The organism is Maribacter litopenaei, from assembly GCF_025244665.1.
Lineage (GTDB): Bacteria > Bacteroidota > Bacteroidia > Flavobacteriales > Flavobacteriaceae > Maribacter > Maribacter litopenaei.
The window spans coordinates 2,362,756-2,380,940 of sequence record NZ_CP104205.1 but is presented as its reverse complement, the minus strand read 5'-3'; the positions used below and the strand labels follow the sequence as shown (position 1 = coordinate 2,380,940).

The 18,185-nt window shown below is 38.9% G+C and carries 10 protein-coding genes and 7 pseudogenes; 11 read left to right on the top strand and 6 right to left on the bottom strand.

From position 1 onward, the window contains the following. The first annotated feature begins 106 nt into the window (after positions 1-106). The 4 genes and pseudogenes from glgB to NYZ99_RS12865 all read left to right on the top strand — a co-directional run bounded on the left by glgB (position 107) and on the right by NYZ99_RS12865 (position 6,738). Positions 107-2,006 (top strand): annotated as a pseudogene (gene glgB / locus NYZ99_RS12880) (1,4-alpha-glucan branching protein GlgB). Between the two features lie 93 nt (positions 2,007-2,099). Further along, positions 2,100-4,498 (top strand): annotated as a pseudogene (locus tag NYZ99_RS12875) (glycoside hydrolase family 31 protein). 39 nt (positions 4,499-4,537) lie between these two features. Further along, complete coding sequence (locus NYZ99_RS12870) at positions 4,538-5,347, top strand: M48 family metallopeptidase (protein ID WP_260571536.1); 810 nt, start codon at positions 4,538-4,540, stop codon at positions 5,345-5,347. A 56-nt stretch (positions 5,348-5,403) separates the two neighbouring features. Continuing rightward, entirely contained in the window at positions 5,404-6,738 is a 1,335-nt protein-coding gene (locus NYZ99_RS12865; RefSeq protein ID WP_260571535.1) for an MFS transporter, read from the top strand. A gap of 39 nt (positions 6,739-6,777) precedes the next feature. Here the strand turns inward: NYZ99_RS12865 and NYZ99_RS21975 are convergent, their stop codons facing one another. The 5 genes and pseudogenes from NYZ99_RS21975 to NYZ99_RS12845 form a co-directional block, all read right to left on the bottom strand. Beyond that, positions 6,778-7,065 carry a GIN domain-containing protein gene (locus tag NYZ99_RS21975; RefSeq protein ID WP_338039003.1) on the bottom strand — a complete coding sequence of 96 codons (288 nt, stop codon included), beginning with the start codon at positions 7,063-7,065 and terminating at the stop codon, positions 6,778-6,780. 13 nt (positions 7,066-7,078) lie between these two features. Next, positions 7,079-7,504, bottom strand: coding sequence for a GIN domain-containing protein (locus NYZ99_RS21970; RefSeq protein WP_338039002.1), 426 nt, complete (start codon positions 7,502-7,504; stop codon positions 7,079-7,081). Between the two features lie 47 nt (positions 7,505-7,551). Further along, positions 7,552-8,646: a DUF4097 family beta strand repeat-containing protein gene (locus NYZ99_RS12855; RefSeq protein ID WP_260575242.1), complete on the bottom strand. Its 1,095-nt coding sequence runs from the start codon at positions 8,644-8,646 to the stop codon at positions 7,552-7,554. Continuing rightward, positions 8,627-9,187 (bottom strand): hypothetical protein, encoded by a 561-nt coding sequence (locus tag NYZ99_RS12850; protein ID WP_260571534.1) that lies wholly within the window; start codon positions 9,185-9,187, stop codon positions 8,627-8,629. Before NYZ99_RS12850 ends, NYZ99_RS12855 begins: the two co-directional genes overlap by 20 nt. Then, positions 9,187-9,740 (bottom strand): annotated as a pseudogene (locus NYZ99_RS12845) (RNA polymerase sigma factor). The gene NYZ99_RS12850 and the pseudogene NYZ99_RS12845 overlap by 1 nt, the downstream one beginning before the upstream one ends. A 120-nt stretch (positions 9,741-9,860) precedes the next feature. On the opposite strand from NYZ99_RS12845, the gene NYZ99_RS12840 reads away from it, so the two are divergent. From NYZ99_RS12840 to cmk, 3 genes and pseudogenes are all read left to right on the top strand, one after another. Beyond that, complete coding sequence (locus NYZ99_RS12840) at positions 9,861-10,433, top strand: sugar O-acetyltransferase (protein WP_260571533.1); 573 nt, start codon at positions 9,861-9,863, stop codon at positions 10,431-10,433. Positions 10,434-10,635: 202 nt separating this feature from the next. Beyond that, positions 10,636-13,085 (top strand): annotated as a pseudogene (lon, locus tag NYZ99_RS12835) (endopeptidase La). 24 nt (positions 13,086-13,109) lie between these two features. Then, on the top strand, positions 13,110-13,802 hold the full coding sequence (gene cmk, locus NYZ99_RS12830) for a (d)CMP kinase (protein ID WP_260571531.1): 693 nt from the start codon (positions 13,110-13,112) through the stop codon (positions 13,800-13,802). Between the two features lie 52 nt (positions 13,803-13,854). On the opposite strand, the gene NYZ99_RS12825 is transcribed toward cmk, so the two are convergent. Beyond that, the gene (locus tag NYZ99_RS12825; RefSeq protein WP_260571530.1) at positions 13,855-14,235 is read right to left on the bottom strand and encodes a LysM peptidoglycan-binding domain-containing protein; all 381 of its coding nucleotides are present in this window, start codon (positions 14,233-14,235) and stop codon (positions 13,855-13,857) included. A 266-nt stretch (positions 14,236-14,501) separates the two neighbouring features. Here NYZ99_RS12825 and rpsA point away from each other — a divergent pair. The 4 genes and pseudogenes from rpsA to NYZ99_RS21965 all read left to right on the top strand — a co-directional run bounded on the left by rpsA (position 14,502) and on the right by NYZ99_RS21965 (position 18,168). Next, positions 14,502-16,348 (top strand): annotated as a pseudogene (gene rpsA / locus NYZ99_RS12820) (30S ribosomal protein S1). Between the two features lie 126 nt (positions 16,349-16,474). Next, positions 16,475-17,015: pseudogene (gene pyrR, locus NYZ99_RS12815) on the top strand (bifunctional pyr operon transcriptional regulator/uracil phosphoribosyltransferase PyrR). 5 nt (positions 17,016-17,020) lie between these two features. After that, positions 17,021-17,952, top strand: a pseudogene (locus NYZ99_RS12810) (aspartate carbamoyltransferase catalytic subunit). A 78-nt stretch (positions 17,953-18,030) separates the two neighbouring features. Continuing rightward, positions 18,031-18,168: a hypothetical protein gene (locus NYZ99_RS21965; protein ID WP_338039000.1), complete on the top strand. Its 138-nt coding sequence runs from the start codon at positions 18,031-18,033 to the stop codon at positions 18,166-18,168. Positions 18,169-18,185 lie beyond the last annotated feature (17 nt).

Genomic DNA, 18,185 nt, shown 5'->3' with positions numbered 1-18,185 from the left:
ATCTTCAAAAAAACTAAATTTTATTTTTGAAGTAGGCTTAGAAACATTTAAATCTCGATTATCGAGTAAAGTTGATTAGATTTACAGGCAAACCAAACACTTAGTTATGTCCAAAGTAATACCTCATTCGTTATTTACAGATTTTGATATAGACCTATTTAAGGGTGGTAAACACTATCGTTTATATGACAAACTAGGTTCGCATATGATAGAGGTCGATGGAATAAAGGGCACCTATTTTGCAGTTTGGGCCCCATCGGCAAAATCCGTGTCAGTAGTTGGTGATTTTAATTATTGGAATGCAGAAGAACACCGATTAAACGTACGTTGGGATTCCAGTGGTATTTGGGAAGGATTTATACCAAAAATTGGAAAAGGAGAGAAATACAAGTACAAAATCCAATCGCACAATAATGATATATGGACAGAAAAGGCAGATCCCTTTGGGAGATTATGCGAGCATCCGCCCAAAACTGCCTCCGTAGTGTGGTCGGCAGATTATGAGTGGAAGGACTCTGATTGGATGGGGTACCGAAAGGATAAAAATGGGCTCGATAGACCATATTCCGTATACGAAGTTCATATTGGTTCATGGAAGAGGGACAAGAGTAATAATGTACTGTCCTATAAGGAGTTGGCAAAGGAGTTGGTTTCCTATGTAAAGGAAATGGGCTACACCCATGTGGAATTTATGCCCGTGATGGAATATCCTTACGACCCTTCTTGGGGATATCAGTTGACAGGATATTTTGCACCCACCTCCGATTTGGGACACCCGAAGAGTTTAAATTTTTGGTGGATTCTTTTCATCAAAACGATATTGGGGTCATTCTGGATTGGGTTCCTTCGCATTTTCCGGAGGATGCCCATGGACTTGGTTTTTTTGATGGATCCCATCTATATGAACATCCGGATAGAAGAAAGGGATATCACCCGGATTGGAAGAGTTTGATCTTTAATTATGGTAGAAATGAAGTGCGGGCTTTCTTGATTAGCAATGCACTTTTCACGGCTAGATCAATTTCATGTGGATGGCTTAAGGGTAGATGCCGTTGCATCTATGTTATATTTGGATTATTCCAGGGAGGATGGCGAATGGGAACCCAATATGTATGGCAACAACGAAAACCTGGAGGCCATGTCCTTTATTAGGGAACTCAATCAAGAAGTTCAAGCAAGTTTTCAAGGTTCGGTTCAGACCATAGCGGAAGAGTCCACCGCGTTTTCAGGTGTGTCTAGACCGGTGGAATACGGAGGGCTTGGTTTTGGTATGAAATGGATGATGGGCTGGATGCACGATACATTGGAATACTTTAAGAAAGAGCCTATCTACAGAAAGCATCATCAGAACGACTTAACATTCAGTATGACCTACGCTTTCACTGAAAATTTTATGTTGCCGTTTTCTCACGATGAGGTAGTATATGGAAAGCAATCCTTAGTATATCGTATGCCTGGGGACGAATGGCAACGTTTTGCCAATTTGAGATTGTTGTTCGGTTATATGTTTACCCATCCGGGGACTAAACTAATGTTCATGGGAGGTGAGTTTGGCCGTGACAGCCGAATGGAACTTTCAAAATAGTTTGGATTGGCACCTTCTTCAATATGAGGTGCATTCGGAGTACAACAATTTGTGAAGGATTTAAACGCCCTATATAAAGGCTCTCCTGCGCTTTATGAAAAGCAATTTAGTCCGAGAGGGTTTTCAATGGATAGATTATGGTGACCATGAAAACTCTGTATTAACCTATATAAGGAAGGGACATGATGCCAAAAACGACCTTATTGTGGCCTGTAATTTTACACCTGTTTTAAGGGAAAATTATAGAATAGGAATTCCGAAAAAAGGCAAGTTAAAAGAGGTGTTAAATAGTGATGATGTGAAATACGGAGGAACCGGTAAAATTAATGCAGATATCAAAACTTCCACAAAGGAGTGGCATGGACATAAAAAATCTATCCAAATCACCATTCCGCCACTAGGTGTTGTAATTTTAAAATAATCACTTCGAAAAGGTTAAGGTGTATTTATTGAATACGTTTTTAAAATTATTTGTCAGTATTCTTCTCTTGCCAACGTCAAAATTCTAGATGTTATGATCACAAATACCGAATTGGAATATAAAGGCAATTTGTATCCCAATCATATAGTTGAATTTAAACAGGATAATGATAAGCTATACTTCACTACTGAGAACGGAGTAATCCTACAGGTTACTATTTTAAGGGGAAGTGTTATTCGTTTTAGATATGCCACCAATCATATCTTTGAGCCTGATTTTTCGTATGCCATAGATGAGGAAGCATCACTTGGTTATAGTATTCGGAAGTAACCGAAAACGAAACAGAGTATCTTATCAAAACGGCGAGAATCCAGCTTTTAGTGGATAAAATGTCTCTCCGTACTCAGATTTCCGATTTAGATGGGGTTATCATAAACGAGGATGAGGTAGGTTTTCATTGGGAAGAAAACTATGAGTATGGTGGCAATACCGTGAAAATGAGTAAAATTACCCCCACCGGTGAAAGCTACTACGGCATGGGTGACAAATCCACCCATAGTAATTTAAAGGGAAAACGCGTTGAGAATTGGGTGACGGATTCCTATGCCTATGGAAAGGACCAAGACCCATTGTATAAAGCTATTCCATTTTATATTGGTTTGAATAGGGGCAAGGCCTATGGTGTTTTTTTTGACAATAGTTTCAAGACCCATTTTGATTTTGCATATGAGAAACGAAACATAACTAGTTTTTGGGCAGATGGTGGTGAAATGGACTATTATTTTTTTTATGGGCGAGATATGTCAACCGTTGTTAGTGCCTATTCCAATTTAACGGGGACGCCGGATTTGCCACCTCTGTGGGCATTGGGATTCCATCAATCTAAATGGAGTTATTACCCTGAAAGTAATGTCAAGGAAATCGCAAGTAAATTTAGGGAACATAAAATACCCTGCGATGCCATTTATTTGGATATCGACTATATGGACGGTTTCCGTTGTTTTACCTGGGACAAAAACCATTTTCCGAGACCCTAAAAGAATGATTTCAGAATTAGAGATGGATGGTTTTAAGACCGTAGTAATGATAGATCCCGGAATTAAAATAGATAGGGATTACTGGGTATATCAAGAAGCTTTGGAGAATGATTATTTCTGTAAACGAGGTGATGGATCTTTGATGCACGGCAAAGTATGGCCTGGTGAGTGTAACTTTCCGGATTTTACAAATCCGAAGTTCGAGAATGGTGGGCTGAGCTTTATAAGGAATTTATGTCAGATATAGGGGTGCATGCCGTTTGGAACGATATGAACGAACCTGCGGTAATGGAGGTGCCAAGCAAAACGGCACCTTTGGATACAAGACATGATTATGATGGACACCCATGTACGCATCGAAAGGCCCATAATGTCTATGGAATGCAAATGGTTCGAGCTACATATGAAGGGGTTAAAAAATATGTATACCCTAAAAGACCTTTTGTGATAACCAGAGCGGCTTTCGCAGGAACACAAAGGTATTCATCAACTTGGACGGGAGATAACGTGGCCACATGGGAACATCTTTGGATTGCCAATGTACAAGTGCAAAGAATGTGCATGAGCGGCTATTCTTTTGTGGGATCGGATATTGGGGGGTTTGCAGAGCAGCCCAACGGTGAGCTTTTTGCAAGATGGATTCAATTGGGTGTGTTTCACCCTTTTTGCAGGGTTCATTCCAGTGGTGACCAAGGAGACCAAGAACCATAGTCCTTTGGCTCCGATATTACGGACATTGTTAGAAAGTTTATTGAAATCCGTTATCAATTACTTCCCTACTTGTATACCATGTTCCATAAATACAGCAAGGACCATATTCCTATGCTAAAACCTTTAGTATATTTTGATCAGGAAGATACACAAACCCATTTCAGGACAGATGAGTTCATCTTTGGAAATCAAATTTTGGTATGTCCCATTCAGGAACCCAATGCTTTGGGAAGGAGAATGTATTTTCCAAAAGGGAAATGGTACGATTTTTGGATCCAGGAATCATTGAGTGGGGGCAAGGAACGTTGGGTGACCGCTGAATTGGAAAAAATTCCTGTTTATATAAAGGCGGGTGCTATCATTCCTAAATATCCCGTTCAACAATATGTAGGAGAGGTGGACATTCAGGAGTTGATATTGGATGTCTATTATAAATTGGGTATTGAAACATCTGAGGTCTATGAAGATGCGCAAGATGGTTATGATTATAAGAAAGGAAGATATTCATTACGAAATTTTAAATTGACAGGAAAGGAGAAGTCTTTAACAATTCAACAATTTAAAGATGGCAGTTTTGTTACGGGATATGAAACTCTAAAATTTAACTTTTTTGGATTGCCCTTTAAAATTGGAAAAGTTCAGGTAGATAACGAAGAAGTATCCTTGAAATCCATTCGCCCAAATGGTAATAACACCTTTTATATAGACAAAAACTTTACGCTTTTACATCTAACCTCAAAATAATTATTTTGTATTTTTCGATTCCACAAAAACACTAATGAAATGAAAAAAATACTATTAATATTAAGCATATTTACGGCTGTATCAGCTTGTAAGGTTAATCCTTTTACAGGTCAAAAAACATTGAATTTTTACCCAAATAGTCAGATTTTTCCAATGGCCTTTGCCCAATACGATCAGTTTTTAGGGGAAAATGATGTAGTCAACGGTACTTCCGAAGCGCACATGATTACAAGGGTTGGTCAAAGAATTTCCTCCGCTGCGGAGCGATGGCTTGCGGCCAATGGATATCCGGGATATTTAAACGATTACAAATGGGAATACAATTTGGTGAAGGATGAAACCGTAAACGCTTGGTGTATGCCAGGGGGTAAAATTGTTTTCTATACAGGAATACTACCTATATGCCAAGGAGAGACAGGAGTAGCGGTGGTTATGGGCCATGAAGTAGCCCATGCCTTGGCAGACCATGGAGCTCAAAGGATGAGTGCTGGTACGTTACAACAAATTGGAGCTGTAGCGGGAAATATTGCGATTCAAGATCCTGAAAAAAGGAATATGTTCAACCAAGCCTATGGTATTGGTTCCCAGTTAGGCGTTATGTTACCTTTTAGTAGGGGCCACGAGACTGAGGCAGATCGTATCGGACTCCAAATTATGGCAATTGCAGGATATAATCCCTATGAAGCTGCCGAGCTTTGGAAACGTATGAAGGCGCAAAGCGGTGGTCAAAGCCCACCGGAGTTTATGAGCACTCACCCTTCCAATGATACCAGGATTAACAATTTAACGGCATGGGCACCTGAAGCGGCTGCGGAAGCGGCAAAATTTGGTGTTACTAATTTTAAATAGAACATTGCAATTTATTGTATATTGAAGCCGTTCCTCTGAACGGCTTTATACTTTTTATGGCGAGAACCTTAGTAGAAAAAGGAAGTAAAAAACTATTGAACGCTTGGGCGTTTTATGATTGGGCCAATTCCGTCTATAGTCTTGTTATTTCTTCTGCGGTTTTTCCCATATTTTACGGTGCTCTTTTTCGCGTAGCGGAAATAGAAAAGGTATCCGTTTTTGGGGGTGAAATAGCAAGAGCCCCTCTTATCAGTTATACAACTTCCCTAGCTTTCGTATGTATTGCTATCATCACTCCAATAATATCAGGAATAGCAGATTATTTAGGAAACAAGAAAATTTTCATGCAGTTCTTTTGTTACTTAGGAGGACTATCCTGTATAGGTCTTAATTGGTTTTCACTTGAAAATATATATTTTGGGCTACTCTGTTATTTTTTTGGTTTGGTGGGTTTTTGGGTAAGTTTTGCCATCAATAATTCATATTTGCCTGATGTTGCCTATCCGGAACAACAGGATGCCGTAAGTGCAAAGGGTTTTTCCTTAGGGTATATTGGAAGTGTTTTATTGTTATTAGTGAACTTGGCCATGGTGATGAAACCTGAACTTTTCGGAATTACAACAGATGCCAATGGCGTTTCGGAAATTAAAGCCATGAAATACTCCTTTGTCTCGGTAGGGATATGGTGGATAATTTTTGCGCAATATAGTTTTTACTTTCTACCAAAGGGAAATAAGAGGGAAGGAGAACGTACCAATGTTATTTTGAATGGATTTAAGGAGTTGAAAATGGTTTGGCACCAATTGGGTAATCAGACCCGATTAAAAAGGTATCTTGGCGCTTTTTTTGTTTACAGCATGGCCGTGCAAACCGTGATGTTAATCGCTACCTATTTTGGGGAGGAGGAAATAGGATGGGGTTCTGATACGGAACGTACTACTGGCCTAATAGTAAGTATTTTGGTCATTCAAATCGTCGCTATTTTTGGGGCTTCTGTTACTGCTTGGGCATCCAAAAATTTTGGTAATATCAAAACCTTGATTGCTGTAAATGCGCTCCGGGTAGCCATTTGCGTATATGCCTATTTCGTGATTACACCGATGGATTTCTATATAGCCGCTGGATGCGTAGGCTTGGTCATGGGAGGGATTCAGGCGTTGTCGCGCTCAACCTATTCCAAGTTTATTCCCGAAACCAAGGATACCACTTCATTTTTTAGTTTCTATGATGTCGCCGAGAAAATAGGTATCATAATCGGTACTTTTTTGTACGGGTTTATTGCCCAATTTACGGGAAGTATGCGAAATGCCATTATTTTTTTAGGAATCTTTTTTCTTGTAGGAATGTTGCTTTTGACCAGGGTTAAAAAGTTAAAAAGACCTCTTGAATAAGAGGCCTTTTTACAGTTGTTGATTGTTCGCTATTTGATTTTATCCTTTTGAGATATCTCCGGAACCGGAGGTTTTGGTATCTAGTTTTTCGGGATTTCCTTTATAAGTAATGTCTCCGGAACCTGAAACCCTCGCCTTTAGCATTTTATTGGCGGTAACTTCAATGTCCGCGGAACCTGAAACAGTGGCATCCACATTGTCTGCATCCATTTCAAACGCTTTAATGTCCCCACTACCTGAAATGGTCGCTTCAAAATCCTTGGTGCTACCACTCAATGTGATGTCCCCGTAACCCGACATGCTTGCACTTACGGAGTTCGTATCCACGTCCAATGTGATATCACCGAGAACCTGACATGGCCGTATCCAAATGATTTGTTTTTATAGTAGTCTTACTTACAATGTCCCCTGAACCGGATAAGGCTATGGCATCCACACTTTCAACAGGAACGGTGATGGTGATTCCATTTTTCCAAGAGGATGGCTTTAGATTCACACCTTTTTCGGTCTTAATGACCAATTTTCCATTTTTCACCTCGGTAACAATATATTCTAGTAAATTGGATTCTCCGGATAATTCCAACTCCCCTTCCTTTCCATCTACAAGATATACATCGAACCAACCGGAAACCCCTATGGCATCATAGTCACCCGTTGTTCTTTTAATGGTGACTTCATCCCCATTACCATTAATTCTTTTGCCCCATTGGGCGGAACATGAAATTGTCATTGCTAAAACAATGGCTAGTGTTGCGATTTTTTTCATTTTTTAATTGATTTTTGATTTGAACTTAGTTCAAGCTTTGATTGATATTAATTTTTGGTAAAACTTATGCCACCGTAATCGCTGTTCAAGGTAACCATATTTCCGCTTCCTTGGCTTCCATAATACCCTTCATAGTGCTTTGAGGTTGATTTTTCCATACTTATGTTGGTCACAAAATCATCTTTACCGCTAACTCCCGCATAGCTTGTAGTGATTTTGAAATCGAAGTGATAATTGGAACTATAGCCAATTTTAACTCCGGTGTAATCCGTTCTAATATTTACATTACCTGCATCTTCGGCTAGCTCATCTATTCGAATCGAACCATAATCCGATGAAATATCCACATTTCCGTGAACGGTGCCCAATTTTATAGTGATGTAATCTCCATTGCCTTCTATGTTTTTAGCGCTTCCAACCTCCATTTTTCCATAATCACTACTATAAACCAAATTATCCATCTGGTCTATTTTAGCATTGGTATAATCTGCATTTACCTTTAAGTCACCCGCTTTTTCTATGGTAAATCCTGAATAGTCCGCTCTAATCTCACCACTGTTCATAAATTCAATGGTCGAATTCGAGGTGTAATCAAAATTCAATTGGTTGTTTCTGCCCCTAAGTTCTCCAATTTCCAGTCTTCCATAGTCACAACTTATTTTTGCGTGGCCATCTATACGATCCAACATAATAGACCCGTAGTCATTGTCCAAGTCAACACTATTTTTTATGGGCAATTTGATGGTGTAGTTAATCTGCATATTTACATTGTTGTTTTTACCCCAATTCCATCCCCATCCACTTTTATTGTCATTGAAGTCCGTTTTAGCAGAAACCATAGAACTACTGGCGTCAAAATTTACTGAAATATCATCCAGTTTTTGCTGCACTTTTTCTTCGTTGTTGCCATTGGTCTTGATATGCACCTCTATCATAATCCTATTTTCGTTCCATGAGGTGATATTCAGGTTTCCATAGCTGTTATCCACCTTCAAGAGAGCGTCAGAATTCACGTTAAACTCTTTCTTAATAGTTTTTTCCTTGGTATACTTACCGTTTAATTTTCCGCCATTCTTCGCTGATAGTAATGCAGGACAAAGAAAAATTAATAATATGCCGTATTTAAATAGTAAAGTTTTCATCATTGTAATTTTTTAAATTTTTAATGGTTTCAATTTGACTTAAAACATCATTCAACAAGTCAATTCTAGTTTGAAAATTGGTTATCATAGCACTCAAGATCAGTTTACTGTTACCACCCTCCAATAGTTCATTTTCCAACAGTTTGTAGTCCTGTTCCAGTTTTTTAAGTTGAATCATGGTGTCGGAAATGATTTTTTTTGTTTCGGGGCTATCCTCGGCCTCCAGTTCCTTCACCTGTTCTTCAATGAGGCTGGCAAAATAAAATTGGGTATTGGCAACCTCGGGTGAAATCTCTGCCACTTGCTCTTCCAAACTTGGGTTTAAATCTAGTTGCCCGTATACCAATGCAACCAAAAGTGCCAAGGATGCCGCAATGGACAAAGGTTTCCACCAATTGACTCGAGGTTTGTTCAGCGTAATAGTTTGATTGGAGTCACTTAGTTTTGCCGGAAAGCGTTCTTGATGCCCTGATGATGGTTCTTCCGTATCAAACTGGCCATGAAGCTCCTTGAAAAAATCTTCTAAATTTTCTTTTTCCATCAGTTTGCAATTAATAGTTGTTTTCTAAGACTTTCTTTTGCTCGGAAATGGTAGTCCTACAATTTGCATAGCTCATATCCATAATGGAACTGATCTCCTCATAGTCATACCCTTCGATTAAATGTAAGGTCAAAGAAATTCTGTAATTATCTTTTAAGCGTTTCATGGTTTCCATTACTTTTTGAGCCTTTTGTTCAGCAAACACATGATCCGAAGCAATTCCGTCATTATCTTCGACCTTGTACATTAAATCATCCAGCGCAACTTCATTCTTTTTACGTTGCTTTTTGTAATGGTAAATACTGTTGTTTACAACAATTCTTTTAAGCCATGCTCCAAAAGTTACCTCGCCTCTAAAAGTATCCAGTTTCGTAAACGCGTTTAAAAACGATTCCTGCATAACATCTTCGGCCTCGGCACTGTGCTTTACAATCCGTAAGGCGGTATTGTACATCGCCTTATAATACCGATTGTAAACTTCCAGTTGTGCACTTTGCTTACCTTCCCTGCACGATTGTAATAAATCATCAATATGTACCTTACTTTGGCTCAAAAAGTGATTGGTTTGTCTTAGAGATGACTCAATTTACCTATTGTTACAGTTTTGGCCGAAAAGTTTTTCTAAATTGATTGGGATATTCCACAATGTATACCTCAAAATAAAATACACAGTATGACAGAAAGGGAAAAAATGCTTCAAGGAATGGTCTATAATTCCCGAGATCCGGAGTTGTTGGAGATGTATTTCCATGCACGAAAATTGACCAAGGAACTTAATAGTTTAGAAGCCGACTTAACTCAGGAACGTCAACGAATCCTATCCCAACTTTTTCAACACATCGGGAAGGGTGTTTGGATAGAATCTCCCTTTTTCTGCGATTATGGAAATAATATATCCATTGGCGAAGGCACATTTGTGAATATGAACTGTACTTTTTTGGATGATAACAAAATCACAATCGGTAAAAATGTGCTTATAGCGCCATATGTACAAATTTATACGGCTTCACATCCTTTAAAGGCATCTGAAAGGATACTAGAAAATCCTAAAGGAGCATCGTATGTAACTTCAAGTTTGCCGGTAACAATCGGTGATAACGTCCGGATTGGCGGAAATGCAGTTATTTGCCCTGGAGTTACCATAGGACATAATGTGACTATTGGTGCCGGAAGTGTTGTCACGAAGGATATCCCGGACAATACTCTTGCTTTTGGTAATCCGTGTAAAGTCATCCAGGAACTTTAGTTATACCATTCTTAGATGGTGTATGACGATGACAAAGGAACATATGACTACCATATGAATGGCACAAGAATTGAAATAGGTAAGGAGTAGAAAGACTATAAAACGATAAAAACCCTGTTAGCAAGCTCTTTCAAGGGTTTTTAAATTTTGAACAATAAAAAAGTAGCTGTCTGTTTAATGACAGAATGACCGATATATGAGTATGGGAGATTCTAAATTTGAAAATTTTGACAATATGTCCTTACAGGGTATTGATCAGGATTCCGAGTTAATTCCGCTGCTTACTGCAGAGGACGAAGAGCAAATGAATAGTGAGCAATTACCGGAAACCTTACCTATTTTGCCCTTAAGAAATACGGTATTGTTCCCTGGTGTTGTAATACCTATTACTGCCGGAAGGGACAAGTCCATCCAATTGATAAAAGATGCCAATAATGGAAGCAAAGTTATTGGAGTAGTATCCCAAAAGGATGAAGAAACTGAAAACCCGGATATTAAGGATATTAATACATTGGGAATCGTTGCCCGTATTTTAAGGGTTTTGCAGATGCCGGATGGTAATACTACGGTAATCATTCAGGGTAAAAAGCGTTTTGAGATAGCAGAAGTGTTGACCAAAAAACCTTATATCACGGCGACGGTTCGTGAAACGGAAGAGATTAGACCTGATAAAAACAGCAAGGAATTTTTGGCTATTATCGATTCTATTAAGGATTTGGCCTTGAGAATCATCAAGGACAATCCAAATATTCCCAGTGAAGCTTCCTTTGCCATCAAAAATATTCAGAGTGACTCATTCTTAATAAACTTTGTTTCCTCAAACCTAAATCTCGCTGTGAAGGAGAAACAAGAGTTGTTGGAAATCGGCAGTCTACAGGAGCGCGCTTTGGCCACTTTAAAGTATATGAACGTTGAACTCCAAAAATTGGAGCTGAAAAATGATATACAGTCCAAAGTTAGAAGTGACTTGGATCAACAGCAACGTGAATATTTTCTTCATCAGCAAATGAAGACCATACAGGAGGAGCTTGGAGGTGTCTCTTACGATGAGGAGTTGGATGAAATGCGCGAACGTGGGAAAAAGAAGAAATGGAGCAAGAAAGTAAAGGAGCATTTTGAAAAGGAACTGGCCAAAATGCAGCGTATGAACCCCCAAGTAGCAGAGTACTCCATTCAAAGAAATTACTTGGACTTATTGTTGGATTTACCTTGGAACGAATATTCCAAGGACAAGTTCGATTTAAAACGAGCAGAACGCATCTTAAATAGGAATCATTATGGTCCGGAAGATGTAAAAAGAAGGATTATCGAATATTTGGCAGTTTTAAAACTGCGAAACGATATGAAATCTCCCATTCTTTGTCTTTATGAATCTCCAGGGGTAGGTAAAACATCTTTAGGGAAATCAATTGCAGAAGCATTGGGAAGGCAATATGTACGTATGTCCTTAGGCGGTTTACGGGACGAAGCTGAGATTCGCGGACATAGAAAAACATATATTGGAGCCATGCCCGGTAGGATTGTACAGAACCTTAAAAAGGCGGGTACTTCCAATCCAGTTTTTATTTTGGACGAAATAGACAAGTTGTCAAACAGCTACCAAGGAGACCCGTCCTCAGCAATGTTGGAGGTTTTGGATCCAGAGCAGAATAATGATTTCTATGACAACTTCTTGGAAATGGGTTACGATCTATCCAAAGTTATGTTTGTAGCCACGGCCAATAATTTGGGTAATATCCAACCTGCTTTGAGGGATCGGATGGAAATTATCAATGTAAGCGGATACACCATAGAGGAAAAGGTAGAAATTGCCAAAAGACATTTACTGCCTAAGCAATTGGAGGAGCATGGTTTGAATTCCACTCATTTAAAGATTGGAAAACCGCAGTTGGAGAAAATCGTTGAAGGTTATACACGGGAATCCGGTGTGCGTTCATTGGAGAAACAAATAGCGAAAATGGTTCGTTATGCAGCTAAGTCCATTGCCAAGGAAGAAGAGTATGATGTAAAGGTCAGTAACGCGGATATTGAAAAAGTTTTGGGTGCTCCAAAAATGGAACGTAGTAAGTATGAAAATAATGAGGTAGCAGGTGTGGTTACTGGTTTGGCATGGATCAGTGTTGGTGGAGATATTCTTTTTATAGAATCAATTTTGTCCAAAGGAAAAGGTAATTTAAGTATAACTGGAAACTTGGGTAAGGTCATGAAAGAATCCGCTACCATTGCAATGGAGTACATAAAGTCCAATGCAGATAGGTTTGGTATAGATTCTTCGATATTCGAAAAGTATAATGTACATATCCATGTTCCGAAGGAGCTACTCCAAAGGATGGGCCAAGCGCTGGTATTACTATGTTAACTTCTTTGGTATCTCTTTTCACACAAAAAAGAATCAAAAAAAGTTTAGCCATGACCGGCGAGATCACGTTGAGAGGAAAAGTGCTGCCTGTTGGTGGTATTAAGGAAAAGATATTGGCTGCCAAAAGAGCCCGAATTAAGGAGATTATACTTTGTGCCGATAATGAAAGGGATGTGAAGGAAATAAAGGAATCGTATTTAAAAGGTTTGAAATTCCATTATGTGACCGAAATGTCCGAAGTCATTGATATAGCATTGACCAATCAAAAAGTAAAGGACGCCAAAAACCTATAAGGGTTTTTCAAGTATCTTTAAAAGATGAACAAAATAACCATAGCCATAGACGGTTTTTCTTCCACCGGGAAAAGTACCTTGGCAAAACAACTGGCAAAACAACTGAAATACGTGTATGTAGATACCGGGGCAATGTATAGGGCAGTGACCCTTTACGCCATGGAAATGGGCTACATAGGGAATGGGAATTTTGATATTGAGGGACTGATAAATGACTTGGACAAAATTCAACTAAAGTTTGTTTTTAATCCGGATTTGGGTTTTGCCGAAATGTATTTGAACGATAAAAATGTGGAAAGGGAAATCAGGACCTTGGATGTTTCCAATTATGTGAGCCAGGTTGCGGAAATCAAGGAGGTGAGGTCAAGATTGGTCTCCTTGCAGCAGGATATGGGAAAGAACAAAGGTGTTGTGATGGATGGTAGGGACATTGGGACTGTCGTTTTTCCTGAAGCCGAACTTAAGGTTTTCATGACGGCCAGTCCTGAAAAAAGGGCGGTAAGACGATATAAGGAGTTGTTGGATCGCGGAGAGAATGTTAAATATGAGGATATTTTGGAAAATGTTCAAAAAAGGGACTATATCGATTCGCATAGGGAAAACTCCCCATTAAAAAAAGCGGAGGACGCCATCGAATTTGATAATAGTGATTTAGGACTGGTGCAGCAATTTGAGCGGATATATGAGCATGCGCTTAGGGTCATAGAAAAAAGCTGAAAAAAAAACCGCCGGATTTACGGCGGTTTTTTTATTCCATAATAATAAATACTTATAAATTGGGAATGGCCAGTACCTGATCGGGATGGATTAGGTCAGGATTTTTCAGGATGTTGGTATTGGCTTCGAATATTTGCTTGTATTTCATAGGATCCCCATAGTAATGCTTGGCTATTTTGCTCAAGGATTCGCCACTTTTAACGGTGTGCCTATGGTATACTGAATCATCCTCAACAGTAATGTTCGCCTTTATATCCGAAGGTTTTTCGCCTCCAATTTCCTTTATTTTGTCCCAAAGAATATTCTTTTCATATTGGGTTTTAGCCATACCTTTTACTTTAAGGATATCACCTTCAACGGTAACATTTCCATCCTTGATGCCAAGTTGCTCTCCTAGATCCAATACTGGTTGATACTTTGCCTTAACGCTCATAATTTACTTTCGATTTAACGGTTAATATTTATGGTGTTAAGTTAATGATATTTGGGCAAAACCTTCCAAAAATTGCCAAATACTGTAGCACGATATTTAGATGAGCTTCAACTTATTGTGTATTAATAAATTTAGTTGTATTTTTGCACTCCTTTTTTAGCAAGTATATCAAGACGGAAAAGGGGATAAAATCAAATAATTAATGACTTTCATAGCCATTGCTTACATCTTGATAGGGTTATGAAATACAAATTTTAAATCAGCAAATGGCTGAAGAAAAAGCAACAGCTGAAGTAGAAGAAACTACAGAGGCTACTACACAAGAGACTGCAAAGGAAACCCCAAAGCAGGATCCACAAGAGTTTTTAGAAAATTTCAATTGGGAAAAGTACGAGCAAGGAATTGAGAGAGTAGACGATTCTAAGCTTAAGGAATTTGAAGATTTGGTTGCCGAAAATTTCGTTGATACTGCCGATGAGGAAGTGGTTGAAGGAACGGTAGTTTATTTAACCGATAGGGAGGCAATCATTGATATTAACGCCAAATCTGAGGGTGTTATTTCTTTGAACGAGTTTCGTTACAACCCAAATTTAAAGGTAGGCGACAAGGTTGAGGTATTGATTGATATTCGTGAGGATAAAAGCGGTCAATTGGTATTGTCACACAGAAAGGCACGTACGATCAAAGCTTGGGATAGGGTTAACGCCGCCCATGACAAAGAAGAAATTGTATCCGGTTTTGTTAAATGCAGAACTAAAGGTGGTATGATTGTGGACGTATTCGGAATAGAAGCGTTCTTACCAGGATCTCAAATTGACGTGAAGCCGATTAGGGATTACGATCAGTATGTGAATAAAACAATGGAATTCAAGGTTGTTAAAATCAACCACGAGTTTAAAAACGTTGTTGTTTCGCATAAGGCACTTATTGAAGCTGATATCGAAGAACAGAAAAAGGAAATCATCAGCCAGTTGGAGAAAGGGCAAGTATTGGAAGGTGTTGTTAAAAACATCACTTCTTATGGTGTCTTTATCGATCTTGGTGGTGTTGATGGTCTTGTTCATATTACAGACCTTTCTTGGAGCAGGATCAACCACCCGAACGAGGTTGTTGAACTTGACCGAGAAATTGAATGTTGTAATCCTTGATTTTGACGAGAATAAATCTAGAATTCAATTAGGTCTTAAGCAGTTGGAGAAACATCCTTGGGAAGCTCTTAGCGATGAAATCAAGGTTGGAGATAAAGTTAAAGGTAAAGTAGTTGTTATAGCTGACTACGGTGCGTTTATAGAAGTTGTAGAAGGTGTAGAAGGTCTAATCCACGTATCTGAAATGTCTTGGTCCACACACTTACGTTCCGCTCAGGATTTCGTAAAAGTTGGGGATGAGGTTGAGGCAGTTGTATTGACCTTGGATAGGGAAGATCGTAAGATGTCTCTTGGTATCAAGCAATTGACTCCGAGACCCATGGACTGACATTACGTCTAAATATCCTGTAGGTTCAAGACATAAAGGAATCGTTCGTAACTTCACAAACTTTGGTGTATTCGTAGAATTGGAAGAAGGAATCGATGGTCTTATTTATATCTCAGACCTTTCTTGGACTAAGAAAATCAAACATCCTTCCGAGTTCACCAATGTAGGTGATACTTTGGAAGTAGAGGTGTTGGAATTGGATGTTGATGGACGCAAGTTGAGCTTAGGTCACAAACAAACAACAGAAAACCCTTGGGATAAATATGAAGCTGAGTTCGCAGTAGGAACAGTACACAAAGCTACAATTACTGATGTGGTTGATAAAGGTGCTACTATAGACTTTAATGAGGATATCACTGCATTTATTCCACAGCGTCACCTTGAAAAGGAAGATGGTAAAAAACTAGGAAAAGGCGATGAAGCAGAATTCAAGATCATTGAGTTCAACAAAGACTTCAAACGTGTTGTAGCTAGCCATACAGCTATCTTTAGGGAAGAGGAACAACGCAATGTTAAAGCAGCAGCTCAAAGACAAGCGGCCGCAGCGGAAGAGGCAAAACCAACTTTAGGGGATGCCAACGATGCATTGCAAGCGTTAAAAGATAAAATGGAAGCTGATTCTAAGAAGAAGAAGTAATCCATTAAATCTTTATAATTTATTGGGCCCGGCATTATGCCGGGCCTTTTTGTTTCTAAAATCTAAGAAAGATTATTTGAGAGAATTCCCTATTTTTGTCAAGCTTAAAAGCATGACTGACGAATTATGAGTCAAAAAGTCTTACTCTCTTCAAAGGAAATTAATATCATCCTTCATCGTTTGGCTTGTCAACTGCTTGAAAATCATGAGGATTTTAAGGATACCGTTCTTATAGGGATTCAACCTAGAGGAATATTTGTGGCCCAAAGACTTACCAAAATTCTTCCGGAAGAGTACAAGGTAAAACACATTGATTTAGGTTTTCACGGACATCACTTTTTACAGGGATGATTTTAGAAGGGGAGAAAAGACTTTGGAGGCTACAAAGACCAAAATAAATTTTTTGGTGGAGGATAAAAAGGTAGTCCTAATAGATGATGTTTTGTACACAGGTCGAAGTATTAATGCAGCGTTAACGGCCTTGCAGTCCTTTGGTAGGCCCAAAGAGGTAGAGCTTTTGACGCTTATAGATAGGCGTTTTAGCAGGCATTTGCCCATACAGCCAAATTATAGGGGTAGGCAAGTAGATGCCATTGACAATGAGAAGGTAAAGGTAATGTGGGAGGAAAATGATGGGGAGGACATTGTATATTTGATAAATAGGTAAATAAAATGAGCGAACTGAGTGTAAATCACTTGTTAGGAATCAAATATTTGAACGAGTCGGATATTCAGCTCATTTTTGAAACTGCGGATCATTTCAAGGAGGTAATCAATCTAGTCCATTAAGAAAGTACCTTCGCTTAGGGATATTACCATAGCTAATATATTTTTTGAAAACAGCACGCGGACCAAATTATCCTTTGAACTGGCAGAAAAGAGACTTTCGGCAGATGTGCTCAACTTTTCGGCGAGCCAATCATCCGTTAAGAAAGGTGAAACCCTAATCGATACTGTCAACAATATTCTCTCCATGAAAGTGGATATGGTGGTCATGAGGCATCCCAACCCCGGTGCGGGAATCTTTTTATCAAAACATGTAAAGGCATCCATTGTTAATGCCGGAGATGGAGCCCATGAACACCCTACTCAGGCTTTGCTGGACTCTTTTTCCATTCGGGAAAAATTAGGTGACGTAGCGGGGAAAAACGTAGTTATTGTTGGGGACATTTTGCACTCTAGGGTAGCCTTGTCCAATATTTTTGCGTTAAAATTACAGGGGGCTAATGTGAAAGTGTGCGGTCCAAAGACATTGATTCCAAAATATATAGAATCTCTAGGGGTAGGAGTGGAGATGGACCTTAGAAAAGCTTTGGAATGGTGCGATGTTGCCAATATGCTGCGTATTCAGAATGAGCGTTTGGACATCAGTTATTTCCCTACGACCCGGGAATACACACAGCAATTCGGAGTCAATAAAAAATTGTTGGATAGTCTCGGACAAGGAAATTGTAATCATGCACCCAGGTCCCATTAACCGTGGCGTGGAAATAACCAGTGATGTTGCTGATTCCAAACAATCCATTATACTAAACCAGGTAGAGAATGGGGTTGCCATTCGTATGGCGGTAATCTACTTGTTAGCTTCAAAAATTAAACAATAGGATTATGATTTTTGATAAGGAAGGAACTACCACAATAATCGATCAAGAAAAAAATCGCTTTCCGTTTTTTTAAAAAATTTGGATGAAAGATACTCTGAGGTAAAAAATGATAATATCATAATTAACCTGTTCACTTTTGATAAATTAACATCCGGAGATGTGTTGGAGTTTTTGGATATCTCAAATACGCATAGAAATTCGGAAGGTCCTTTGTAATTGTTACGGATAAGGTT

Excerpts from the sequence above, each read along its gene's own strand:
- NYZ99_RS12870 (WP_260571536.1), top strand. The coding sequence starts at position 4,538 with ATGAAAAAAATACTATTAATATTAAGCATATTTACGGCTGTATCAGCT.
- NYZ99_RS12865 (WP_260571535.1), top strand. The coding sequence starts at position 5,404 with ATGGCGAGAACCTTAGTAGAAAAAGGAAGTAAAAAACTATTGAACGCT.
- NYZ99_RS21970 (WP_338039002.1), bottom strand. The coding sequence starts at position 7,504 with ATGAAAAAAATCGCAACACTAGCCATTGTTTTAGCAATGACAATTTCA.
- NYZ99_RS12855 (WP_260575242.1), bottom strand. The coding sequence starts at position 8,646 with ATGAAAACTTTACTATTTAAATACGGCATATTATTAATTTTTCTTTGT.
- NYZ99_RS12850 (WP_260571534.1), bottom strand. The coding sequence starts at position 9,187 with ATGGAAAAAGAAAATTTAGAAGATTTTTTCAAGGAGCTTCATGGCCAG.
- NYZ99_RS12840 (WP_260571533.1), top strand. The coding sequence starts at position 9,861 with ATGACAGAAAGGGAAAAAATGCTTCAAGGAATGGTCTATAATTCCCGA.
- cmk (WP_260571531.1), top strand. The coding sequence starts at position 13,110 with ATGAACAAAATAACCATAGCCATAGACGGTTTTTCTTCCACCGGGAAA.
- NYZ99_RS12825 (WP_260571530.1), bottom strand. The coding sequence starts at position 14,235 with ATGAGCGTTAAGGCAAAGTATCAACCAGTATTGGATCTAGGAGAGCAA.